The 21,277-nt window shown below is 68.7% G+C and carries 19 protein-coding genes and 1 riboswitch; of the genes, 9 read left to right on the top strand and 10 right to left on the bottom strand.

The genetic code is table 11. The features are described from left to right. Positions 1–12: 12 nt before the first annotated feature. Positions 13–387, bottom strand: a complete 375-nt coding sequence (locus tag NGR01S_RS01845) for a MerR family transcriptional regulator (RefSeq protein ID WP_063034395.1) — start codon at positions 385–387, stop codon at positions 13–15. A gap of 62 nt (positions 388–449) precedes the next feature. Here NGR01S_RS01845 and NGR01S_RS01840 point away from each other — a divergent pair, with 62 nt between their 5' ends. Continuing rightward, positions 450–1,337, top strand: coding sequence for a polysaccharide deacetylase family protein (locus NGR01S_RS01840; protein WP_063034394.1), 888 nt, complete (start codon positions 450–452; stop codon positions 1,335–1,337). On the opposite strand, the gene NGR01S_RS01835 is transcribed toward NGR01S_RS01840, so the two are convergent. The 6 genes from NGR01S_RS01835 to NGR01S_RS01810 all read right to left on the bottom strand — a co-directional run bounded on the left by NGR01S_RS01835 (position 1,318) and on the right by NGR01S_RS01810 (position 7,960). Further along, a complete protein-coding gene (locus NGR01S_RS01835) occupies positions 1,318–2,514 on the bottom strand; it encodes a GNAT family N-acetyltransferase (protein WP_063034393.1) in 1,197 nt (398 codons plus the stop codon). The genes NGR01S_RS01840 and NGR01S_RS01835 overlap by 20 nt on opposite strands. A gap of 99 nt (positions 2,515–2,613) precedes the next feature. Next, entirely contained in the window at positions 2,614–3,927 is a 1,314-nt protein-coding gene (locus NGR01S_RS01830) for an aminotransferase class V-fold PLP-dependent enzyme (protein WP_063034392.1), read from the bottom strand. 45 nt (positions 3,928–3,972) lie between these two features. After that, a riboswitch (SAM riboswitch) is annotated at positions 3,973–4,086 on the bottom strand. A gap of 406 nt (positions 4,087–4,492) precedes the next feature. Further along, positions 4,493–5,524 carry an aldo/keto reductase gene (locus NGR01S_RS01825; protein WP_063034391.1) on the bottom strand — a complete coding sequence of 344 codons (1,032 nt, stop codon included), beginning with the start codon at positions 5,522–5,524 and terminating at the stop codon, positions 4,493–4,495. A gap of 300 nt (positions 5,525–5,824) precedes the next feature. Next, on the bottom strand, positions 5,825–6,649 hold the full coding sequence (locus NGR01S_RS01820; RefSeq protein WP_063034390.1) for an NADPH-dependent oxidoreductase: 825 nt from the start codon (positions 6,647–6,649) through the stop codon (positions 5,825–5,827). Positions 6,650–6,736: 87 nt separating this feature from the next. Then, positions 6,737–7,375 carry a carboxymuconolactone decarboxylase family protein gene (locus NGR01S_RS01815; protein ID WP_063034389.1) on the bottom strand — a complete coding sequence of 213 codons (639 nt, stop codon included), beginning with the start codon at positions 7,373–7,375 and terminating at the stop codon, positions 6,737–6,739. 18 nt (positions 7,376–7,393) lie between these two features. Continuing rightward, entirely contained in the window at positions 7,394–7,960 is a 567-nt protein-coding gene (locus NGR01S_RS01810) for a VOC family protein (RefSeq protein WP_063034388.1), read from the bottom strand. A gap of 109 nt (positions 7,961–8,069) precedes the next feature. On the opposite strand from NGR01S_RS01810, the gene NGR01S_RS01805 reads away from it, so the two are divergent. From NGR01S_RS01805 to NGR01S_RS01780, 6 genes are all read left to right on the top strand, one after another. Next, positions 8,070–8,702, top strand: a complete 633-nt coding sequence (locus NGR01S_RS01805; RefSeq protein ID WP_063034387.1) for a TetR/AcrR family transcriptional regulator — start codon at positions 8,070–8,072, stop codon at positions 8,700–8,702. A 116-nt stretch (positions 8,703–8,818) separates the two neighbouring features. Beyond that, the gene (locus tag NGR01S_RS01800; protein WP_063034386.1) at positions 8,819–10,078 is read left to right on the top strand and encodes a CaiB/BaiF CoA transferase family protein; all 1,260 of its coding nucleotides are present in this window, start codon (positions 8,819–8,821) and stop codon (positions 10,076–10,078) included. Further along, positions 10,075–10,995 (top strand): hydroxymethylglutaryl-CoA lyase, encoded by a 921-nt coding sequence (locus tag NGR01S_RS01795; RefSeq protein WP_063034385.1) that lies wholly within the window; start codon positions 10,075–10,077, stop codon positions 10,993–10,995. Before NGR01S_RS01800 ends, NGR01S_RS01795 begins: the two co-directional genes overlap by 4 nt. Before the next feature lie 50 nt (positions 10,996–11,045). After that, a complete protein-coding gene (locus NGR01S_RS01790) occupies positions 11,046–11,429 on the top strand; it encodes a nuclear transport factor 2 family protein (protein ID WP_063034384.1) in 384 nt (127 codons plus the stop codon). A 5-nt stretch (positions 11,430–11,434) separates the two neighbouring features. Next, positions 11,435–12,604, top strand: coding sequence for an acyl-CoA dehydrogenase family protein (locus NGR01S_RS01785; RefSeq protein ID WP_373861376.1), 1,170 nt, complete (start codon positions 11,435–11,437; stop codon positions 12,602–12,604). Then, positions 12,595–13,965, top strand: coding sequence for a phosphotransferase family protein (locus NGR01S_RS01780; protein WP_307718751.1), 1,371 nt, complete (start codon positions 12,595–12,597; stop codon positions 13,963–13,965). Before NGR01S_RS01785 ends, NGR01S_RS01780 begins: the two co-directional genes overlap by 10 nt. A gap of 203 nt (positions 13,966–14,168) precedes the next feature. On the opposite strand, the gene NGR01S_RS01775 is transcribed toward NGR01S_RS01780, so the two are convergent. The 3 genes from NGR01S_RS01775 to NGR01S_RS01765 all read right to left on the bottom strand — a co-directional run bounded on the left by NGR01S_RS01775 (position 14,169) and on the right by NGR01S_RS01765 (position 17,620). Next, on the bottom strand, positions 14,169–15,701 hold the full coding sequence (locus NGR01S_RS01775; protein WP_063034381.1) for an AMP-binding protein: 1,533 nt from the start codon (positions 15,699–15,701) through the stop codon (positions 14,169–14,171). A 51-nt stretch (positions 15,702–15,752) separates the two neighbouring features. Further along, on the bottom strand, positions 15,753–16,658 hold the full coding sequence (locus tag NGR01S_RS01770) for a cyclase family protein (RefSeq protein WP_063034380.1): 906 nt from the start codon (positions 16,656–16,658) through the stop codon (positions 15,753–15,755). Between the two features lie 311 nt (positions 16,659–16,969). After that, positions 16,970–17,620 carry a nitroreductase family protein gene (locus tag NGR01S_RS01765; RefSeq protein WP_063034495.1) on the bottom strand — a complete coding sequence of 217 codons (651 nt, stop codon included), beginning with the start codon at positions 17,618–17,620 and terminating at the stop codon, positions 16,970–16,972. 200 nt (positions 17,621–17,820) lie between these two features. On the opposite strand from NGR01S_RS01765, the gene NGR01S_RS01760 reads away from it, so the two are divergent. Beyond that, positions 17,821–18,312 carry a MarR family winged helix-turn-helix transcriptional regulator gene (locus tag NGR01S_RS01760; RefSeq protein ID WP_063034379.1) on the top strand — a complete coding sequence of 164 codons (492 nt, stop codon included), beginning with the start codon at positions 17,821–17,823 and terminating at the stop codon, positions 18,310–18,312. A 34-nt stretch (positions 18,313–18,346) separates the two neighbouring features. Then, complete coding sequence (locus NGR01S_RS33305) at positions 18,347–20,896, top strand: MFS transporter (RefSeq protein WP_444979982.1); 2,550 nt, start codon at positions 18,347–18,349, stop codon at positions 20,894–20,896. Positions 20,897–21,277 lie beyond the last annotated feature (381 nt).

Below are 21,277 nucleotides of genomic sequence, written 5' to 3'. Positions count from 1 at the left end.
CGGTTGCGGCCGCTACACCCGCTGGTCACCGTATTCGCGTACCGCGCAGAGGTATTCGGTGATGGCGTCCCGGTTCCGCTCCAGGCAGCGGATCCGTTCGCTCATCCGGTCCCGTTCACCCTCGAGGGTCGCGAGCATTTCCGGCGTCGCGTCCGGGAAGTAGATGGACCGCGGCTTGTCCAGGCACGGGAGAATTTGTTTGATGATCCGGGTCGGCAGCCCGGCGTCGAGCAGTCCCCGGATCTGCAGGACCCGGTCGACGAACCGCTCGTCGTAGCTGCGATAGCCGTTCGCGCACCGCTGAGCGGCGATCAGACCCTGTTCCTCGTAGTAGCGCAGCAACCGGCGGGACGTGCCGGTGCGCCGTGACAGTTCCCCGATCCGCATTCCACCGACCTCATCCGAACAATTTGACCTTCACATCTGTGTGATGCTTCGACCATAGCGGAATGGACAACGAACTGTTCGACTACAGCGCCATCGTCGACCGCGAGCCGATCCGATGGCCGGGCGGTGCACGCGTGGCGTTCTACGTGGGACTCAATATCGAGCACTATCGGGTGGACCGGCCCTCCACCAGTATATTCGCCGGGACCGCCGGGCAGGTCCCGGATCCGCTCAACTACGGCTGGCGCGATTACGGCCCCCGGGTGGGGTTCTGGCGGATCCTGGAATCGCTGGACCGGCACGGTATCCGGGCCAGCGCCCTGCTCAACTCCGACGTGGTCGACCGTTACCCACGCCTCATCGAAGCGGGCCGGGACCGCGACTGGGCCTGGCTGGCACACGGCCGGAACAATTCCGTCCTCCAGGCCGAGATCTCCGCGGCGGACGAGCGCGCCTACCTCGCGGATGTGCTCACCACCATCGAACGCGGCACCGGGACGCGACCGCGCGGCTGGATGGGCCCCGCGCTCTCCGAGAGTTTCCGCACTCCGGCATTGTTACGCGAACTCGGCGTCGACTACGTCCTGGACTGGACCAACGATGACCAGCCCTACCCGTTGCGCGTCCCGGGCCTGTTCAGCGTGCCGTACTCGGTGGAGTTGAACGACAACACCTTGTTCCTCGGCACCGGGCTCGGCGGCCCCGATTTCGTCCGGATCGTGCGGGATCAGCTCGACCGGCTGTGGGCGGACTCCGAAACGAGCGGCCGCGTCCTCGCCCTGGCCCTGCATCCCTTCGTCACCGGGCAGGCGTTCCGGGCCCGGTACCTCGACGAGGCACTGGCCTACATCGTCGAGCATCCCGGCGTATGGGTTACCACCAGTGACGAGATCGCCGCGCACTACGCGGCCGGCCGGAGCGAGGAGGCGGTCAGAAGTACGTCCCGCTGAACGGGTGCTCGTCCACCTCGAACAGCGCGTCCGCGGTCGCCGCGGCGCCGGGCCGGTGCTCGGTGACGCGGCCCGCGAGCACCAGGTGGCGCCAACGGGTGCCACCGAGGTAGGCGGCCGCCAACGCCGCGACGTCGGTACCGAGGTCCGCAGGCTCGTCCACCCGGGTGACCCCGCCGTCCTCGATCCGGTAGTTGCCGGTGTTGGCGGGCAGGATCGGATCGGTGACCGCGACGACCAGCGGCCGGCCGGGCCGGTAGGTTCGCCGGGCCAGCGCGGCCGGGACATCGACCAGCCGCAACCAGGTCTCGTCGCGGATATCGGTGACCCGGACCGCCCGCTCATCGATCAGCAGGTGCCGCAGCGGCGTGTCGGGCGAGATCGCGGACAGCACGACCGCGTCGACGATATCGGCGCCGAGCAGGTGACGGACGAGACCGGTGAAGGCGGCGGGAGTCGTCGCGACGAGATCGTCGACCACCACCGTCCGTCGTGGACCGCGCGTCCATTCCGCGGACTCGGCGGCACGATAGCGTACGAACCCGTCCTCCGCACCGGGTTCGCCGTGCACGGCGACATGGCCCCGGGCCCGTAACAGCTCCTGTAACCGCCACCAGTACGAGGGGCGATCGATCGCCGCGGTCCACGTCACCTCCGCGGTCGCGTAGATCTTGGCGGGTATCTCCCAGCTGTCCGCGGGTGCGAGCAGCCGGACCGGTCCCGCGGTGGGTACGGTCTCACGGAAGCGGGCCCGGTGCACATCGATCTCGCAGCGCGCCGACGAGCCGGCGACGCCGTATCCGAACCGTTCGTAGATACCACCCTGGGTCGCGCGCAGTGAAGCGACGACCTCCCCGCGGACGGCGATCTCGGTGAGCTGGCGGCGCAGCAATGCGGTCGCGATCCCCTGCCGCGCGTGTGTGGACAGGACACCGATGTGCGTCACCGCGGCGTGCGGCAGGCGTGCCCCGCCCGGCGCCACCAGCCAGCTGGTGTAGGAATTCGCCGTCCCGACCAGTTCACCGCCGACCCGGGCGCCGAGGGTCCGTCCGGGTTCGGTCAGCGCGTCGGCGGCTTCCGCCGAGATCGGCGGAATGCCGACCATCGCGGTACGGAACACCTGCTGCGCGGCGTGCACATCTGCCGGGTCGGTCATTGTGTCGATGTCGACGGTCATCTCGGCTCACTCCGGTCGGTTCGGGATCGATGCGGGAATCCGGCGAAGCCGCAGGACATCACGGGGTACCTATCTCTTCTTGTCACGGTACCCGGCGGGTCACACCGTGCACGGGGCGGCCGCGGTATCCGGTCCCGCGGTCAGGCCGGAACGGGTCTCCGGGACCGGGTCCCAGCGGCCGTTCGAGCAGACATAATCCCACTGTGGCCCGGCCGTGACCAAAGTCCGTACGGCGTCGAGCAGCCGATCCACATCATCGGCGCCGGTGCCGAGCCCGATACTGGCGCGCAGTGCGGCATCGAGCCCGAACCGGGCCAGCAGCGGGTGGGCGCAGAAGCGGCCGTCACGCACGCCGATCGCGTGTTCGGCGGACAGATAGGCCGCGACCCGGCCCGGTTCGAAACCGTCCACGGTGAAGGCGACGATGCCCACAGAGTCGGTGCTGTCGCCGAAGATCCGGAGGCATCGGACACCGGCGATTTCCGTCAGTCCGGTGCGCAACCGGTCGGTGAGCACCCGTTCGTGCACCGCGGCCGGACCGGCGAGTTCGGTGAGCGCCTCGCAGGCGGCCGCCAGCGCCGCGGCGCCCAGCACATTGGGTGAACCGGCCTCGTGCCGATGCGGCACCGCCGCCCAGGCCGCGGTATCCGGGGTGACCTCGGTGACCGCGCCACCGCCGGCCAGATACGGCGGTGCGGCGTCGAGCCAGTCGCGGCGCCCGGCCAGCACCCCGGCACCGTACGGTGCGTACAGCTTGTGCCCGGAGAACACCACATAGTCGATGTCGGTGGCGCACAGATCGATACGCCGATGTGGCGCCAACTGGGCCGCGTCCACCAGGATCCGCGCACCGTGGCGATGGGCGAGCGCGGCCAGCTCCGTCAGCGGCAGCACCTCACCGGTGACATTGGACGCGCCCGTGATCGCGAGCAGAGCCACCGGTTTCGCGCCGAGTTCGGCGGCGAGACGGTCGACGGTCTCGGCGAGCGTACCGGCGGCCGGCACCACCCGGCGGCCGCGCCCGGCCCAGGGCAGGAAGTTGGCGTGGTGTTCGATATCGAGAACCACGGTATCGCCTGGTACGCAGGCGGCGAGCAGGTTGAGCGCGTCGGTGGTGTTCCGGGTGAACACCACCTCCTGGTCGGCGGCGCAGCGCAGGAAGTGGCGGACCGTTTCGCGGGCCGCCTCGTAGCAGCGGGTGGAGATACGCGAGGCATATCCCGCGCCGCGGTGCACACTCGCGTAGTACGGCAGCAGATCGGCTACCCGTGCGGTGACCTGCGCGAGGGCCGGGGCGCTGGCCGCGTAGTCGAAGTTTGTGTAGGTACGGGTACCGCCCTGGACCAGCGGCACCCGCAGGTCGTCGCCGGAGACGCGGGCGGGAGCACAGGTGAGGTCGAGAACAGCGGTCATCACGCAATCCCTTCGATGGAGGGACTCCGGGCTTCGATTCGGCGGAGTCCGCGCTTGCCGTGCTCGGTCGAGCAGCGGCCAGGTCGTCACCCGGGGCACCCCACCGCGGAGGAGGGTTGCCGGCCAGCAAGCCGGGGCTTCACGCTGGCACTCATGACCTGGTGCGAGGTTGGCATACGGCCACCGGCTTGTCAACTCGACCACGATCCATCCGTTACACCCGCGCCGGCTCGGCGTACACACCGCCCGGAAACCCACCTGTCCTTCGCGGTCCGCGCATCCGCTGTGCTCCCGCTGTTCTCGAATCGGGGTACCGCTCGCTTCGGCACTTCGAATCATCGTGATCGGGTCCGTGGCCCGGAAACCTCTACACCGCCCCGGCACCGTCGGCGGCGCGGGCACCACGTGATTGATGGGTGCTGCGAGGACGTCGCGAAATCGCTGCGCCGTTACAGGATCTCGGCATCACCCCACTTCGCGCTGTTCGATACCCGTACCTGCTCGAGATCCGGCGCCGGGGCGCCCGGCTCCTGCCGTTGCTCCACGATGAGCAGGGCGCACCGGATCAGAGATTCAACCCGGTTCCGTGGATGCCGTGCTCGTCGATGAGGGCGAGCTCGTCATCGGTGAGTTCCGGGAACTCGAGCGCCGCGAGATTGTGGTCGAGCTGGGCCGTGCTGCTCGCCCCGATCAGCGCCGAGGTGACCTCGGGCCGCCGCAGCACCCACTGCAGCGCGAGCTGGGCCAGCGACTGCCCGCGGGCCGCGGCGATCTTGTTCAATTCGGCGGTGCGGCGACGATAGGTCTCGTCGATGGCATCCGGCGACAGGAAGGTGCTGTCGGCCGCACGGGCATCCTCGGGGATACGCTCGAGGTACTTGTCGGTCAGCAACCCCTGCGCCAGCGGCGAATAGACAATGGCGCCGAACCCGTCGCGCCGCGCGGTGTCCAGCAGCCCGTTCTGTTCGGGGCGGCGGTCGTAGATCGAATACCGGGCCTGATGGATGAGCAGGGGTACACCGGCGGCCCGGAGCAGTTCGGCGGCCTCGTGGGCGCGGTCGGGCAGATAGTTGGAGATTCCGATATACAGCGCTTTGCCCTGCTGTACGGCGCCGACCAGCGCACCCACCGTTTCCTCCAGCGGAGTCCCGAGGTCGGGGCTGTGGTGGTAGAAGATATCGACGTAATCGGTGCCGAGATCACGCAGGCTGTGCTCGAGCGAGGTGAGCAGCGATTTGCGGGAGCCGCCCTTCAGATACGGGCTCGGCCCGATCGGATTCCCGGCCTTGGTCGACAGGATGAGCTCGTCCCGGTAAGGCGCGAGATCCTTGGCGAGCACCCGGCCGAAGTTCTTCTGCGCGGCCCGATGCGGCGGACCGTAGCGATCGGCATTGTCGAAATGGGTGATACCCAGGTCGAAGGCGTGCAGAATGATCTCACGCTGGGTCGCGAAGGGGTAGTCGGTACCGAACTTCTGCCACAGTCCGAACGAGAACGCGGGCAGGTCGAGGCCGGAGTTGCCGCTGCGGCGGTACGGGACTTTCTCGTAACGCTGCTCGGCGGCGGTATAGGTCAGGTCGTAGGGGCCATAGCTCATTCGGACAGTTGATCACCCACGCGGCACCGGGTGCGACGGGTCGGCTCAGCCTGATCGAAATCGTGCGCCGGAACACCCGGCCCCGGTCCACAGCCAGCGTGACCGCCGTCCCGCCGCGGCCGGTGACGGGGGAGACGACGTCCTCGGCCCGGCCCACGTTTCCGGCGTAGTGCAGCACCACCGTCATCCGGTCGGCGGCGAGGCGCTCGGCCACGGCCCGTCCGATACCACCGGAGCGCCCGGCCACGAACCCACCGGCCCCGGATTCCGTTCGGGGAACGCCACTACCGCCGTGTGGTGTCAATACAGTGGGAACCCCTGTGCCGCCAACGATTCGCGCAGCCGATCGCGACCCTTGAGCGCTGTCGCCGAACCCAGCCGGGCCAGTACCCGATCGATCCACGAATGCGTCAGATCCTGTTCGCCGTAGAACTGTGCGATGCGCTGCTCGTAGTCGTCGATATCGGCGAGCCGGGCGGGCGTGTAGGTCTCCTCGTGCAGCACCGCGGCCTGCGGTAGGCGCGGTTTGACCCGGGCGTTCTCGGCCGGATCGGGCCGGCCCACCACCAGGCCGACCACCGCGAACACCCCGGACGGCAGGTCCAGTTCCGCGGCCACCTGCTCCGGATTGTTGCGGATCGCGCCGATGTAGACGGTGCCCAGCCCCAGCGATTCCGCCGCGACCAGCGCGTTCTGTGCGGCCAGCGCCGCATCCAGGAACGCGACATAACTGGATTCCAGGTAGTCGGCGCCGTCCAGTGGCGCACCGCGCTCGGCGGCCAGACCGCGCAGCCGGGCGAGGTCGGCGGTCCACACCAGCAGCAACGGGGCCTGCCGGATCTGTTCCTGGTCCCCGGCGAGCGCGGCAAGGCGGGCTTTGCGCTGCGGGTCGCGGACCGCGACCACACTCCACACCTGGAGATTGGAGGAGGTGGGCGCGGACTGGGCGGCCGAGATCAGCAGCTCCAGCACGCCGTCCGGCAGCGGGTCGGGCAGATAGCGGCGTACCGATCGATGTTCGTGCAGCACCCGCAGTACCGGATTCCACTCGGCCGGGGCCGTCGGTGCGGGATCACGGTAGCGTTGCGCCACCACCTGGTCCGGAGACGGTGCGGTCTGGGTCATGCTGCCATCGTCGCCGCCGGGGCGGGCGCGGTCAGCGGTTGGCCGCAGCTCGAGCCGAAAACCCGGCCGCACCCCCGGCATCGTCGCTCAGGCCCCGGACAGGTCCGCGGAGAGATCCCTGGCCTCGGCGCCTTCCGGCAGTTGCACCTCCTCGATCAACTCCGGTCGATCGTCGTACTCGAGCCGCAGGGCCCGGCAGATGGTCGCGTGCATGTCGTAGAGGGTGGTGATGTAGGTGAGTTCGAGGATCTCCTGATCGCTCAGCGACCCGCGCAGCATCTCGAACACCTCGTCGGGGACCCGGCCGCCGTCGTAGACGAGCCCGTCGGTATAGGCCAGCACCGCCCGCTCGAGTGGGGAGAAGACATCGCTGACCTGCCAGTGCGGAATGGCCGTGATCTTCTCCTCGGGCACCCCCAGCGAGCGCATCTGCTTGCAGTGCTGTGAGAACACGAATTGACTGCCGCGGGCGAAACCGGCCCGGCTCTGACCGAGTTCGCGCAGGGCCGGGTCCAGCGTCGCGTTGCGGTAGACGGCGAAACCCCGGACCGCGTGCCGGAACACGCCGGGTGACTGGGCGAACACCGTCCACCAGTCACCGGGGGTGGCATGGACGGTGCCGTGGTCGACGGCCGGATCCTTGTCCGGCCCGAAGAGCCGGTCGTAATAGAACAGGATCCGCTCGTCGGTGACTTCGGCACGGGGTACTTCACGCAACCTGGGCACGGTGGCGCTCCTTTCGGCTCAGTGCGACGCGGGGACGCGGCGGTCGGCGGCGGTCTTCGGTTCGTGCGAGACGTCGGATTCGGTGAAGACGCGTGTCCAGCAAGCGAATTCGAGCAGTACACCGTCGGGGTCCTGGAAGTAGAACGAGCGTACGAAGGTGCCCGGGTGCACCTCCCGGGAGACCCCGGCGCGGCTGTCGTCGTGATTGAGCACGCGACTGACCTGGATCCCCTCCGCCCGCAACCGCTCGTAGTATTCGTCGAACTTCTCCGGCGGTACGGCGAAGGCGACATGGTTCATCGAACCCACCGCGCTCACGAGTTCGCCGGCATCGGGCAGACCTTTGGGCGCCGCCACGCCAGGCACGGCGTCGGGTGCGTCGGCGAGCCAGAAGAAGGCGAGCGTATTGCCGTTACCGCAGTCGAAGAAGAAGTGCTGCCCCAGATCCCCGGGCAGTTCGATGGTCTTGATCAGCGGCATACCGAGTACACCCGTATAGAAATCGATGGTGCGGCGCATATCGGAGCACACCAGCGCCAGATGGTTGATCCCGCGTAGTTCGTACCTCGGGTTAGGGGCGTTCATCGCAATCCTTCCTATGGGCGACAATGTCGCGTGAGCGGCCGTTCCGGCGGTCGCCGCAGGAGTGAAACATGACTTGACAGTCATGTCAGCTTCGGGAATAGTCTGTCTCGTGGCGAAGTCATCTGTCAACAGTTCCCCCGCCTCGGTCGACACCCTGACCCCGCGGGGACGCAAGACGCGTGACACTCTGCTGGACGCGGCCCGCCGCGTCTTCGAGACGGTGGGATTCCTGGACGCCCGGGTGGAACTGATCGCCCAGGAGGCCGGGGTCTCCTACGGCACCTTCTACCGGTATTTCGAATCCAAGGACGACGTCTTCGGGGAACTGAGCAACCGGCTCTTCGCGGATATGCACCGGCGCGAGCCCGCGGCGGCCGATCTCTCCCCTGCCGCACGCCTGATCGCCTCGAACCGGTCCTACTACCAGGCCTACCGGCGCAACGCGCCCATGATGGCGATCATCGAACAGGTCGCGACCTTCAACGAGGAGTTCCGCCGGCTCCGGCACGAGCACCGCCGCCAGCTGATCGACCGCACGGCCCGCGCGATCGCCCGCTGGCAGTCCGACGGCCTGGTACCCACCGGCCTCGACCCCGAATTGGCCGCCCGCGCCATGTCCGCCATGGTGGACCACACCCTGTATCTGTGGCTGATCCAGGGCGAGGACGCCGACGAGGAGGCGCTGCTCGCGACCCTCGATCAGATGTGCGTCGGCGCCCTCCAGCTCGACCGAGCGCCCTGACCGGCGCAGACGCGTCGTACCGCACGAACCCGGCCTCCTGGTGGGATCTCCCCGTCCGACCCGACACCTCGTTCGCTGCGACAGCTCCCACCCCTGCCGTTTCGAGGAGGCAAGTAATGACAACGGATTCGCGATCCGGCACGGACGCGCCGCCATGCGGCCCGCTCGAGGGTTATCGCGTTCTGGAACTGGGCACGCTCATCGCGGGGCCCTATTGCGGTCGGCTACTCGGTGACCTCGGCGCGGATGTCATCAAGATCGAGGCGCCGGACCGGCCCGACCCGCTGCGCGAATGGGGTCAGGCCGAAGGCGGCCACCAGTATTTCTGGACAGTCCACGCCCGCAACAAGCGTTGTGTCGGTATCGACCTGCGGACCGACGCGGGCCGCGAGATATTCCTCGACCTCGTTCGCACCGCCGATGTGGTGGTGGAGAGCTTCCGGCCGGGGACCTTGGAGCGCTGGGGAATCGGCTACGACGTCCTGGCCGCGGTATCCCCCGGGCTGGTGCTCGCCCGGGTGTCGGGCTACGGCCAGACCGGGCCATATTCCTCCCGGCCGGGCTACGCCTCGGTCGCCGAGGGTGTCAGCGGTCTCCGGTACCTCAACGGGTTCCCGGGCCAGGCACCGCCCCGCATCGCCCTGTCGCTGGGCGACAGCCTCGCCGGAATGTTCGCCTTCCAGGGTGTCCTGGCCGCCCTGCTGGTGCGCGAACGCACCGGCCGTGGGCAGATCGTCGACGCGGCACTCACCGAGGCATCGCTGGCGATCCAGGAATCCACGGTGCCCGATTACCACAAGACCGGGCATATCAGGCAGCCGTCGGGGACCCGGCTGGACCGGATCGCGCCCTCGAATCTGTACCGTGCCAAAGACGGTCTGTGGGTCATCATCGCGGCCAACCAGGACACCGTGTTCGGGCGGCTGGCGATCGCCATGGGCCGCCCCGAACTCGCAACCGACCCGCGCTATGTCGATCACACCGCGCGCGGCCACAATCAGGACGAACTCGACGAGATCATCGCGGCGTGGGCGGTGGAGTACACCGCCGCCGAACTCATCGACGTACTGGCAGAGGCCGGTGTCGTGGCAGGACCGGTCAACACCGTCGCCGAGGTGATGGCGGACCCGCAGTTCCTCGCTCGCGACCTGTTCGTCGATCACCGCGATCCCTCGGTCGAGCCCACCGACCCCGGATACGACCCGGTACCGGTGAAAGGTGTCGGCGTGGTCCCCAAATTGAGCGAGACACCGGGCGGCGTCCGCTGGGGTGGACCCGGTCGCCCGGGTGCCCACACCGATGAGGTGCTCGGCGAAATCCTCGGCTACGCCGCAAACCGGCTCGGCGAACTGCGCGCACAGGGAACCATCGCATGACCGCCCCGGTACAGGTCGATATCCGCGAGGTCGGACCACGCGACGGCCTGCAGATCGAGGCCCCCATCGCCACCGAGGCCAAACTCGAACTGATCGCGGCACTGGCGGCGACGGGAGTCGGCCGGATCGAGGTCACCTCGTTCGTGTCCCCTCGTGCCATACCGGCGCTCGCCGATGCCGAACTGGTCGCCACCGAGTTGCACCGCTGGCCGGACGTGGCGTTCTCGGCTCTGGTCGCCGGACTCGGCGGGGTGCGGCGGGCGCTCGCCGCGGGCGTCACCCGGCTCGAGTACGTGGTCTCGGCTTCCGATGGGCACAGTGCCGCCAATGTCGGCCGGACCAGCGAGGAGTCGATCGCACTGATCGGGCCCGTCGCCGAGATGGTCCACCGCGCGGGCGGCGAGTTGGAGGTGATCATCGCGATCGCCTTCGACTGCCCCTTCGACGGACCCACCCCGCCGCATCGGGTCGCCGAGATCGCGGCGCGCGCCCGGGCGGCCGGCGCCGACAGTCTCTCCGTCGCCGACACCGTCGGCACGGCCACCCCGCGCCGGACCGCCGAGGTCGTCGACCTCGTCCACGGCGCCGTCCCCGGCGTGGAGATCGGGCTGCATCTGCACAACACCCGGGGGCAGGGCCTGGCCAACGCGTGGTCGGGTTATCTGCACGGCGTGCGCCGATTCGACGCCGCGGCGGGCGGTTTCGGCGGCTGCCCCTTCGCGCCGGGCGCCAGCGGCAATATCGCCACCGAGGAACTGGTCTACCTGTTCGAGGACAGCGGTATCGCCACCGGTATCGACCTGCCCGCCACCCTCGCCGCCACGAAGCTGGCCGCCGATCTGCTCGGCCGGGCCGCCGATAGCAATCTGCTCCGTGCCGGTGGGCGCCTGCACCCCTCGTCCGCGCCCGGACGCTGAACATCGCCGGAGGCCATGCCACCGGTCGTGCCGAAAGAAGAGGACATCCGATGAACGACCTGGCCGATCGTTTCTTCGCCGCCATCAGTGCGGGCGATGAAGCGACCCTGACCGAGCTGTACGCTCCCGACGCTCGTATCTGGCACAACGACAAGGGCACCGAGGAAACCGTCACCGAGAACCTGCGGGTGCTGCGCTGGCTCTCGCGCACCCTCGTGGATATGCGCTACGAGGACATCCGCCGGTACCCGCTGCCCACCGGTTTCGCCCAGCAGCACGTGCTGCGCGGCGAACTTCCCGGACACGGTCCGCTCGAGGTGGCGGCATGCCTGTTCGTCGAGGTCCGTGACGGGCACATCGTCCGCATCGACGAATACGTCGACTCGGCGGCGACCCGGCCGCTGCGGGCGTTCACCACCGGCCGGAAGGGATGACGACGATGGACACCCGGCTGACCGGACTCACCACGCGGATGCGCGGGTTCATCGACGACGAGGTCATCCCCCGGGAGCCGGAACTCGCCCGCGACGACGACAGCGCCGGGCAGGCGCTCGCCGGTCTGCGCGCACGAGCGAAGGAACTCGGTATCTGGGCACTCGGCCATCCCGCCGAGGTGGGCGGCGGCGGTCTGCCGTTCCTCGATTTCGTCTACCTCAACGAGATCATCGGCCGCTCCGAGTTCGGGCAGCTGGCGGTCGGGTCGGTCACGATGCAGGACACGATCATGCTGCATCTGCACGGCACCGAGGAGCAGCGCCGGCGCTGGATTCCCGGACTGGTTTCCGGGGATGTCCTGCCGTCGGTCGGGCTCACCGAGCCCGAGGTCGCGGGCTCGGACCCGCCGCTGATCGAGACGCGCGCCGTACCCGACGGCGACAGCTGGGTGATCAACGGGCACAAATGGTTCACTACCGGAGCGGAGCAGGCGGCGTTCTGCACCGTGTTCGCCCGAACCGAACCCGACAGCGAGCCCCGGCACGCCCGGATCAGCGCGATCATCGTGCCGATAGATACGCCGGGTTTCGAGATCGTACGCTCGATCCCGACCATGGGGCACGACCCCAGTGATCACTACGAGGTCCGGCTCACCGACGTCCGCGTCCCCCTGGACAATCTGCTCGGCGAGCGCGGCAAGGGTTTCGCGGTGGCCCAGGACCGGCTCGGTGCCGGCCGGATCTTCCACGGTATGCGCTGGCTCGGCCAGGCCCAGCGCGCCTACGAACTGATGTGCGCCCGGGCCAACGCCCGTTTCGCGCATGGGTCGCTGCTGGCGGAGAAGGGCGAGATCCACCGCTATATCGCCGAATCCGCCGCCCAGATCCACGCGGCACGACTCATGACCCTCGATGCCGCGCGAGCGATGGATGCCGGCGAGGACTATCGCATCCGTGTCGGACTGGTGAAGTTCTGGGGCGCGCGGATGCTGCACGATGTCGTCGATCGCGCCATCCAGGTACACGGCGCGCTCGGCCTCACCGCCGATACTCCGCTGGAGCGGATGTACCGGCAGGCGCGGTACGCGCGCGTCTACGACGGCCCCGACGAGGTGCACCGGATGTCCACCGCGCGGCGCCTGCTACGTGATCCCGGGGCCGCACCGTGGCTGTGACGACGCCGCCGGCCACCCTCGCCGAGGGCGTACGTGCCGTCTTGGCCGCCGCCACCGGTACCGAACTCACCGGCACCGAGGTGCGCCGGCTCACCGGCGGCGCCAGCCGCGAGATCTACGCGGTGCGCGCCACCGACCGCACCGGCCACGAGAGCAGCGCGGTGCTGCGCCGGGATCCGCCCGGCCGGGGTGAGGCCGACCGGATGCGCGCCGAAGTGGCGTGTCTACGCGCCGCCGCGGCGGCCGGGGTGCCGGTTCCCGAGGTACTCGCCTCCGGGGACACCGCGCCCGGTATCGACGCCCCGTATCTGGTGATGAACACCGTCCCCGGCGAATCGATTCCGCGCAAGCTACAGCGTGATCCCGGCTTCGCCGCTGTCCGTTCGCATCTCGCCGAGGATCTCGGTTACGTGCTGGGGCTGGTCCATCGAACACCGGTGACAACACTCACCATGCTGGACGACCGGGACCCACTGGACGCCATCGAGAAAACCTATCGGGACCTGGCCGAACCCCGGCCCGCGGTGCAGATAGGCCTACGCTGGCTGCGGGACAACCGGCCACCCGATCGGGCGGCCGGCCTCGTGCACGGCGATTTCCGGCTCGGCAACCTGCTGATCGACGCCGACGGGATCCGCGGTGTACTCGACTGGGAACTCGCCCATCTCGGCAACCCGATCGAGGATCTGGGCTGGCTCTGCGTTCGCGCCTGGCGTTTCGGTGCGACGGCACCGGTGGGCGGACTCGGCACCAGAGGCCAGCTCCTGGACGGCTATCAGCGCGCCACCGGGGACCGGCCGGCGGTGGCCGAATTGCACTGGTGGGAGGTTTTCGGCACCCTGAAATGGCTGGTACTGAGCCGGTTCCAGGCCGAACGCCATCTCGGCGGCGCCGAATATTCGCTCGAATTGGCCGCCATCGGGCGCCGGGTCTGCGAATCCGAGTACGACCTGCTCGATGTTCTGGGCCTATTCGACGCCGCGCCCGGCGACAGCGCATCCCCGGCCCCGGCACCGACGGTTCACGATCGCCCGGACCTCATAGAGATCCTGGATCTCGTGAGGGAAACGCTTACCGGGGAGATCGGCCCGGCCCTACCGGAGGATGCCACCGCGCAACGCTATCTGCTGCGTATCTGCGCTTCGCTGCTGCAGATCGGCGGCCGGGAACTGCGATCCGGTGCCGGACCCACGGATCGGGTGTACGAGATGCTGCGTGCCCTGGACTGTCCCACCGAGGCGGTGCTGGCCGAACGGCTCCGTTCGGGCGCTCTCACGGTCGCGGAGCCACGGGTCCGCGACGCCGTGAACGCCGCTGTCGAGACGAGACTGCGAGTGTCGAACCCGCGCCGGCTCGGCTGAACCTGCCCCGCTCGCGCCGCCGGGCGAGCCCCGGCACCGGGGCTCGCCCGGCGGCGTGTTGTCGTATCGGCCCGCGCGCAGCTCACGCCGAAGGACCCGGGTACGGCTGTGCCGCCTACCGGGTCCGCGGTGGTCCCGTGCACCGGATCACCTGTGCAGCGGGGCCGGCCGGGCGGTCTATCCACCCGGCCGGCCCCGTTCCCTCATCCCTCGGGTGAGAACCGCTCGCGCAGTTCCCGTTTGAGGACCTTTCCGGTCACATTCTTCGGAAGCCCGTCCACGAACTCGACGCGCCGCGGCACCTGGAAACCGGCGAGATGCTCCCGGCAGCCGGCGATGATGTCGGCGGCCGCCACGGTCACTCCGGCCCGCGGCACCACGACCGCGCAGACCACCTCGCCCCAGGTCTCGTCGGGTACCCCGATGGCGGCGGCCTCGGCGACCGCGGCATGCCGGTACAGCGCCTGCTCCACGGTGAGCGAGGCGACATTCTCGCCACCGCTGATGATGAGGTCCTTCTTCCGGTCGACGATGTAGACGAAACCCTCGTCGTCCTGCCGGACCAGATCCCCGGTGCGGAACCAGCCGTCGGTGAACGCGGCCTCCGTCGCCTGCGGATCGTTCCAGTAACCGACCGTCACCTGATCGGCACGCACGACCATCTCGCCGATCTCGCCGACCGCGGCATCGGCGAAGTCGTCATCGACGACCCGGATATCGGCCAGCCGCATCGGTTTACCCGCCGACATCAGCAGGCCCGTTTCGCCGGCGGCCGCCCGGCGGTGCGCCGCGGCATCCAGATGCAGCACATTGCCGGCGAGTTCGGTCATCCCCATGCCCTGGTAGAAGTCGCAGCCGAACCGCTGCAGCCCCTCCCGCAGGACCGCGGCCGGTATCGCCGCCGATCCGTAACCGACCGCCTGCAACGTGGCGAGCGCGCCGGTGTCCAGTGCCGGGTCCCGGAGCAGGAAGCTGATCATCGTCGGGGCCAAACCGGTCTGGGTCACCTGCCATTCGTCGACCAGCCGGAGGAATGTGGTGTTGTCGTAGGTCCGGAGGAACCCGACGGTGGCGCCCAGCAGATGGTTGACCAGTGTGACGTATCCGCCGACATGACAGAGGGGGAAACAGAACAGGAACACGGTGTCCTCGGGCAGTTCCCACTGCAGCGCCGACGAGGTGACCCCGGCGAGCAGGTTGCGATGACTGAGCATCACGCCCTTCGGGGTGCCGGTGGTCCCGCTGGTGTACACCAGCCAGGCGGTATCGTCGGCCGCCGGACGTACCGGCGGCTCCGTGGCCGCCGCCCCGTCCACGAAATCCGCCCACGCGATGGCCGATTCGACGGGACCGTCGATCGAGACCACGGTGTGCACGGTGGGGGTCTCCGCCCGTACCCGCGCCACCAGATCGGCGAATTCCCCAGCGACGATCAGCACCCCGGCGCCCGAGTGCCGCAGCAGTGCCGCCACCTGATCCGGATGGGACCGGAAGTTCAGGATGGTCAGCGCCATACCGGCCATCGGCACGCCGTAGTAGCAGTCGAAGTACTCCGTGCAGTTGGCGGAGAGAATAGCGACCCGGTCACCGGGCGCGGCCACACCCAGCAGGGCGTTGGCGAGCCTGCGGCTGCGATCGCGCAGCTCCCGGTAGTCGACTTGTTGGTTTTCGAACCGCAGGGCGATACGGTCCGGATGTTTACGTGCGCCGTATTCGACGATGTCACCGACCAGCACGGTTTCCGCTCCCTTCGCGCCGCGGCATCGCGATCGTGTCCTTATCCGTGCTCATCTGATCGCCAGCGGATTGATCGGCGAGCCGATGCCACGGGTGAACTGCAGGGGCGGACCGGCATAGAAGAAGTCGTAGCGGCCGTCGGCGGCACACGCCTGCGACAGCTCCTCGAAGTCGAGCATCTCGGCGAGGGTCAGGCCCATATCCCGGATCAGCACCATATGGAGTTCGAACGCCGAGCCCGGATTCTCGCCGGGCATCACCTCGACGGCCCAGTTGTCCGACCCGACCACTGCCACATCGCGCTCCCGCAGCCAGGTCGCGCAGTTCAGGCTCAGTCCCGGTTCTCCGGCCATGAAGCCGGCGGCATCGCCGTCGGAGAGGAATTTCTTGCGCCAGCCCGTCCGGATCAGCAGGATATCGCCCGCGCCGATCGTGACGCCCTGGGCCGCGGCGACCTTGTCGAGTTCGTCGGGGCCGATCGCGGCGCCCGCCTCGAGCCAGTCCACCCCGCGTGCCTTCGCGATATCGAGCAGGACACCGCGCCCGGCGATGCCGCCCGCCTGGGTGTGGATACCGCATTTGTCGGCGCCCTTGACCGAGACGCCGTCCCCGGCGAAGCCGTTGTAGAGCTGGTCGTCGTAGTGCACGTGGGCGAGGGCATCGTATTGGGAGCCCGCCTGCAGCGGCATGAAGACGTAATCGTCGGCCCATTTGAATCCGCCGGGAAGCACCTGCTCCTGACCGTTCTCGGACATGAGCCGGATGGGGTTGATACGCAGGCCGCCCGGCTGCGGACCGTCACCATCGAGGGGGATCCCCAGCTGGAAGACCTCGCCGGTCCGGATCAGGCCGGCCGCCGCGGCAACTCGCTCCGGCGTGATGAGATTCGTGGTTTCCCGCTCGTCGTCGCTCCCCCAGCGACCCCAGTTGCTTACTTCTCGCCCGAGCGCGCGCATATCGGGAACTGCAGGCACCGTTGCCTCCTGACTCAGGATAATGACGTGACAGTCATGTCAACTTCCGTGGCAAGTGTGATCGCTGACACGCAACCTGTCAAGAGTCCGTTATATGACCAGATCAGCGGCGAATGCAGCAAGCCTCGGCGGCATACCCACCGCGCATACACGGCGACCGCCGTGAGGCGACGTAGTCACCACACGGCGGCCGGGAGACATACCGGACATCGCAACCGGCTCGCAGCCGACACCGAACCACCGGCGTCGGCACACCCACCGGAGCCGGACGGGGCGGGATCACGAGCGAGCGGCTACCAGCCTCCGATATGCACAATCCGGTCCAGATCCGTGCGCGCGGCCGGCTCGAAGTCCGTTCCCTTCGTGTACGCGACCGGGAGCAGCGCACCCTGGGACACCGTGTCGTACGGGATCCCCAGGAGGTCGGCGGCCTCGCGCTCATAGCTCAGATGCAGGGTGGTCCAGGCCGTACCGAGCCCGCGCGAACGCGCGGCCAGGCAGAAGCTCCACACCGCCGGGAACAGGGACGACCAGTGCGAGGCGCTCTGCGCACCCGAGGCCCCGTCCACCCGGCCCTCGATACACGGCACGAGCAGGACCGGCACCTCACCCATCTTCTCCGCCAGGTACGTCGCCGAACTCGCGATACGCTGCCGGGCCGCATCCTCCGGAGAGCCCGAACCGGCCTGGTTGCCGGGGAAGTACTTCGACGCGGCGTAGCGTTCGAAGGACTTCCGGTACAGTTCCCCGAGCCCGCGCTTCCGTTCGGCATCGGCGACCACGATCCAGTGCCAGCCCTGCCGATTCGAACCGCTCGGCGCCTGGACCGCCAGTTCGATACACTCGCGCACGACCTCGAGCGGCACCTCGCGCCCGAGGTCGAGGCGTTTACGTACCGCCCGGGTGGTGGACAGCAGTTCGTCGGTCGACAGGTCCAGCTCTATCGGCACGATTACCCTTTCGATCGGGCCGGATACAGCACCGGCTCGGATATTCGGTTCCACCTCGAGGCTAATGGAGCCCGCTCCCCCGGGAGGCCGTGCTCGCCGCGAAGCATCGGTGTCCGATTTGCGATAGTTGATTGCCGCAAGCAACTGATCTATTTTTAGTTAGCGTAGTGAACTAATCATCGTTTGGAGTCACCGTGCCAGTCTCAGCGGATACCACACAGAACCTCCTGGGTGAGATGTTCCTCATCGGCCGTGCCCTCCGCAGCACGCTGGCCCATTCCGACGCGGGCCGGCTACTCCCCGGCGGGCTCGGCGTCCTGTCCACCCTCGAGACGGCGGGCCCCTGCCGGCAGGTCGGCCTCGCGGCCGACCTGCGGATCACCCCGTCGGCGATGAGCCGGCACATCACCGAACTGGCCGCCGCCGGATACATCAGTCGCGAGGCCGATCCCAGCGACGGCCGCGCCAGCCTCGTCCGGCTGACCCCGGACGGCCAGGATCTGCTGCACCGCGTCCGGGCACTGCACACCCGACACCTCCAGGAAACCCTCGGCGATTGGACCGAGGACGATGTGGAACAGGCCTACCAGGTGATGCGCCGCCTCCGGAATTCCCTCAACTCCCGGGACCGCTGTGGCACGGCGGACGAGAACCCGCAGGTTTCGAAAGAGAGAGCCGATGTCTGACACCGAGGCGCCAGCCTCTCGCGATCCGCTCGCCATGAGCCATCGCCAAATCCTCGAAGCGATGACCGGTCTGCTGGCGGCGCTGTTCACCGCGCTGCTCAGCACGACCATCGTCGCCAACGCGTTGCCGACCATCATCGGCGATCTGCAGGCTTCGCAGACCGCCTATGCGTGGGTCATCACCACAGCTCTGCTCACCAATGCGGCCTCGACGCCGATCTGGGGCAAGCTGGCCGACCTGTTCAACAAGAAGACGCTGGTGCAACTGGGCATCATCATCTTCGTGGTCGGCTCGGTGATCGCCGGCTTCGCCCACAATGTCGAGCTGCTCCTGGCCGCTCGCGCCCTGCAGGGCGTCGGTATGGGCGGGCTTACCGCGCTGGTCGTCGCGATCATCGGCAGCATCATTCCGCCGCGCGAACGCGGGCGGTACTCCGGCTATATGGGCGCGGTCATGGCGGTCTCCATGACCGGCGGACCGATCCTGGGCGGCGTCATCGTGGACAGCCCCCTCGGCTGGCGATGGTGCTTCTTCATCTGCATCCCGCTCGCGGTGATCGCACTGCTGCTCCTGCAGCGCACACTGCGACTGCCGACAACCCGCAAAGAGGGCGTCACCATCGACTGGCTCGGCGCCACGCTGCTCACCGCGGGCGTCTCGGTCCTGCTGATCTGGGTCTCGTTCGCCGGTAAGGCCGGGTACTACGAGTGGTGGTCCACCGAATCGGCTCTCTACGTGGGTGGCGGTGTACTGCTGCTGGCGTTGACGGTGCTCGTCGAAGCCCGGGTCAAGGATCCGGTCATCCCGCTCCCGATCGTCACCGAACGCACCACCGCGCTGGCCATCCTCGCGTCGATCGCCGTGGGTGTCGGCATGTTCGGCGCCACCACGTTCCTCGGCCAATACCTGCAGACCGCTCGCGGCTACTCCCCCACCGCGGCGGGCCTGCTGTCCTCGCCGATGGTGGCCGGGATGCTCGTCGCCTCGGTGGTCTCCGGTCAGCTCATCACCCGGTTCGGCAAGTGGAAGCCCTTCGTCGTCGGCGGCGCGGCGCTGCTGGTGGTCGGGTTCGCCCTGCTGTCCAGCGTCGACCACGCCACGAACATCTGGTTGATCGGCTGCTTCATCACGGTGACCGGCGCGGGTGTCGGCATGATGATGCAGAACCTGGTGCTGGCGGTCCAGAACACCGTGAGTGTGCACAATATCGGCGCCGCGTCCAGCAGCGTCGCCTTCTTCCGCACCTTCGGTGGCGCCATCGGCGTCTCGGTCCTGGGTTCGGTACTGGCGACCCGGGTGAGCGAACTGTCCACCGCCCGTTTCGCCGAACTCGGTATCAACACCACATCGTCGGGCAGTGGCAATCTCGACCTGAAGGCGCTACCCGCCCCCATCGCCGAGGTCGTGCGCTTCTCCTACGGTGACGCCACCGGCCGGATCTTCCTGATCGCCGCGGTGACCTGTGTCGTGGCGCTCATCGCCGCGGCGCTGCTGCCGAACCGCCCACTGCGGCGCACGATCGATATCGAACCGACCGCCGATCCGGCGGCCGCCACCGATATGGGGACCGAGCCCCAGGTGCCCGACGATCTGGCCGATCTGGAACGCACCCCCGCGGTGGCCGAACCGGTGGGCCGGCACCACGCCCCCGCCGCCGAGAACGCCGACGATCCGCGGACCGAGGCGGCCCCGGTACCCGTGGGCGCACTCACCGCGCAGGCGCCGGCCGGACAGAACGGTCACGGTCTGTACAGCCCGGCCGTCACCGCGCAGACCTCGATGCCGACCACCCGCTACGCCGGGACCGGCGACGAGAGCGGTTCCTTCCACGGGCGCATCACCCGCGAGGACGGACGCCCGGTCCCCGGTGCGGCACTCACCCTGATCGACCAGCGCGGCCATCAGGTCGCGCGGGCGAGCGGGACCGGCGACGGCGGCTACACCGTGAACGCCCCCGGGCCGGGTGGTTATGTGCTGATCGTCTCGGCTCCGGGGCACCGGCCGACCGCGGTCAATGTCGCGCACGCCGCGCAGCCGCAGCGCATGGACCTCACCCTCTCCGGGCTCGGGGAGTTGTCGGGCACGGTCCGCTCGACCCGCGGCGGTACGCCCCTGGCCGGCGCCACGGTCACGGTGACCGACCAGTACGGCGAGGTCGTCGCCTCGGCCGCCTCCGGCGAGGACGGCGCCTATCTCTGCCACGGCGTGGTTCCCGGCACCTACACCCTGGTGGCGGTCGCCGAGCATATGCGACCGTGTGCGACCGCGCTCACCGTGCCCGATAGTGGCCGGCTGCGGCACGATATCGAACTCGCGCCGATGGCCGTGCTGACCGGGTCGGCCCGAGCCGACGGTGGACGGCCGGTGACCGATATCCAGATCACCGTCCTCGACGCCACCGGCGATGTGGCCGCCACCGCGCGCACCGACGAGCAGGGCCGCTACACCGTGCCCGATCTCCCCGAGGGCCGATACACGGTCGTGGCCCGCGGCTATCCGCCGGTCACCGGGCAGATCAGCGTTTCCGGCGAGGAGGTCGGTTACGACGTCGAACTCGGGTACGGAACCGACGGGCAGGAGTAACCCGCCGACCCGAAGGGCTTGTCTTCCCCTCTCCGGCAAGCCCTTCGGCCACGGCGGCTCCTCGATCGTCGCCGCGCTCCCCGGCGATCGACAGAACGCACTTCCACGGCGGGTCGGTCGCATACGGAGGTACCGACCCGTTCGCAAGGCCCCGAGGCGGGAATCGCCGCGGGATCGAAGAGCGTCCGGGCGATCGGTGAAATCTGCGGGTAATGCCGAATCGCATTCCGGGCCACGGTGTCCCAGCGAGATGTAGCGGGCGATGCCCGGTTCGTTCCGCCGCGAACTCACCGCCGGCATCCGAAACCCACTGCGCGACAGAGCCGGTCGGCCGCAGGGCCTCCGCGACCGGGTCGCCACAGGCAGATCACACCGGACGTA

It is taken from the genome of Nocardia grenadensis NBRC 108939 (assembly GCF_001613445.1).
Taxonomy (GTDB): Bacteria; Actinomycetota; Actinomycetes; order Mycobacteriales; family Mycobacteriaceae; genus Nocardia; species Nocardia grenadensis.
Note: the sequence above shows the minus strand (reverse complement) of the source record. Positions and strands in the feature narration are given on the sequence as shown.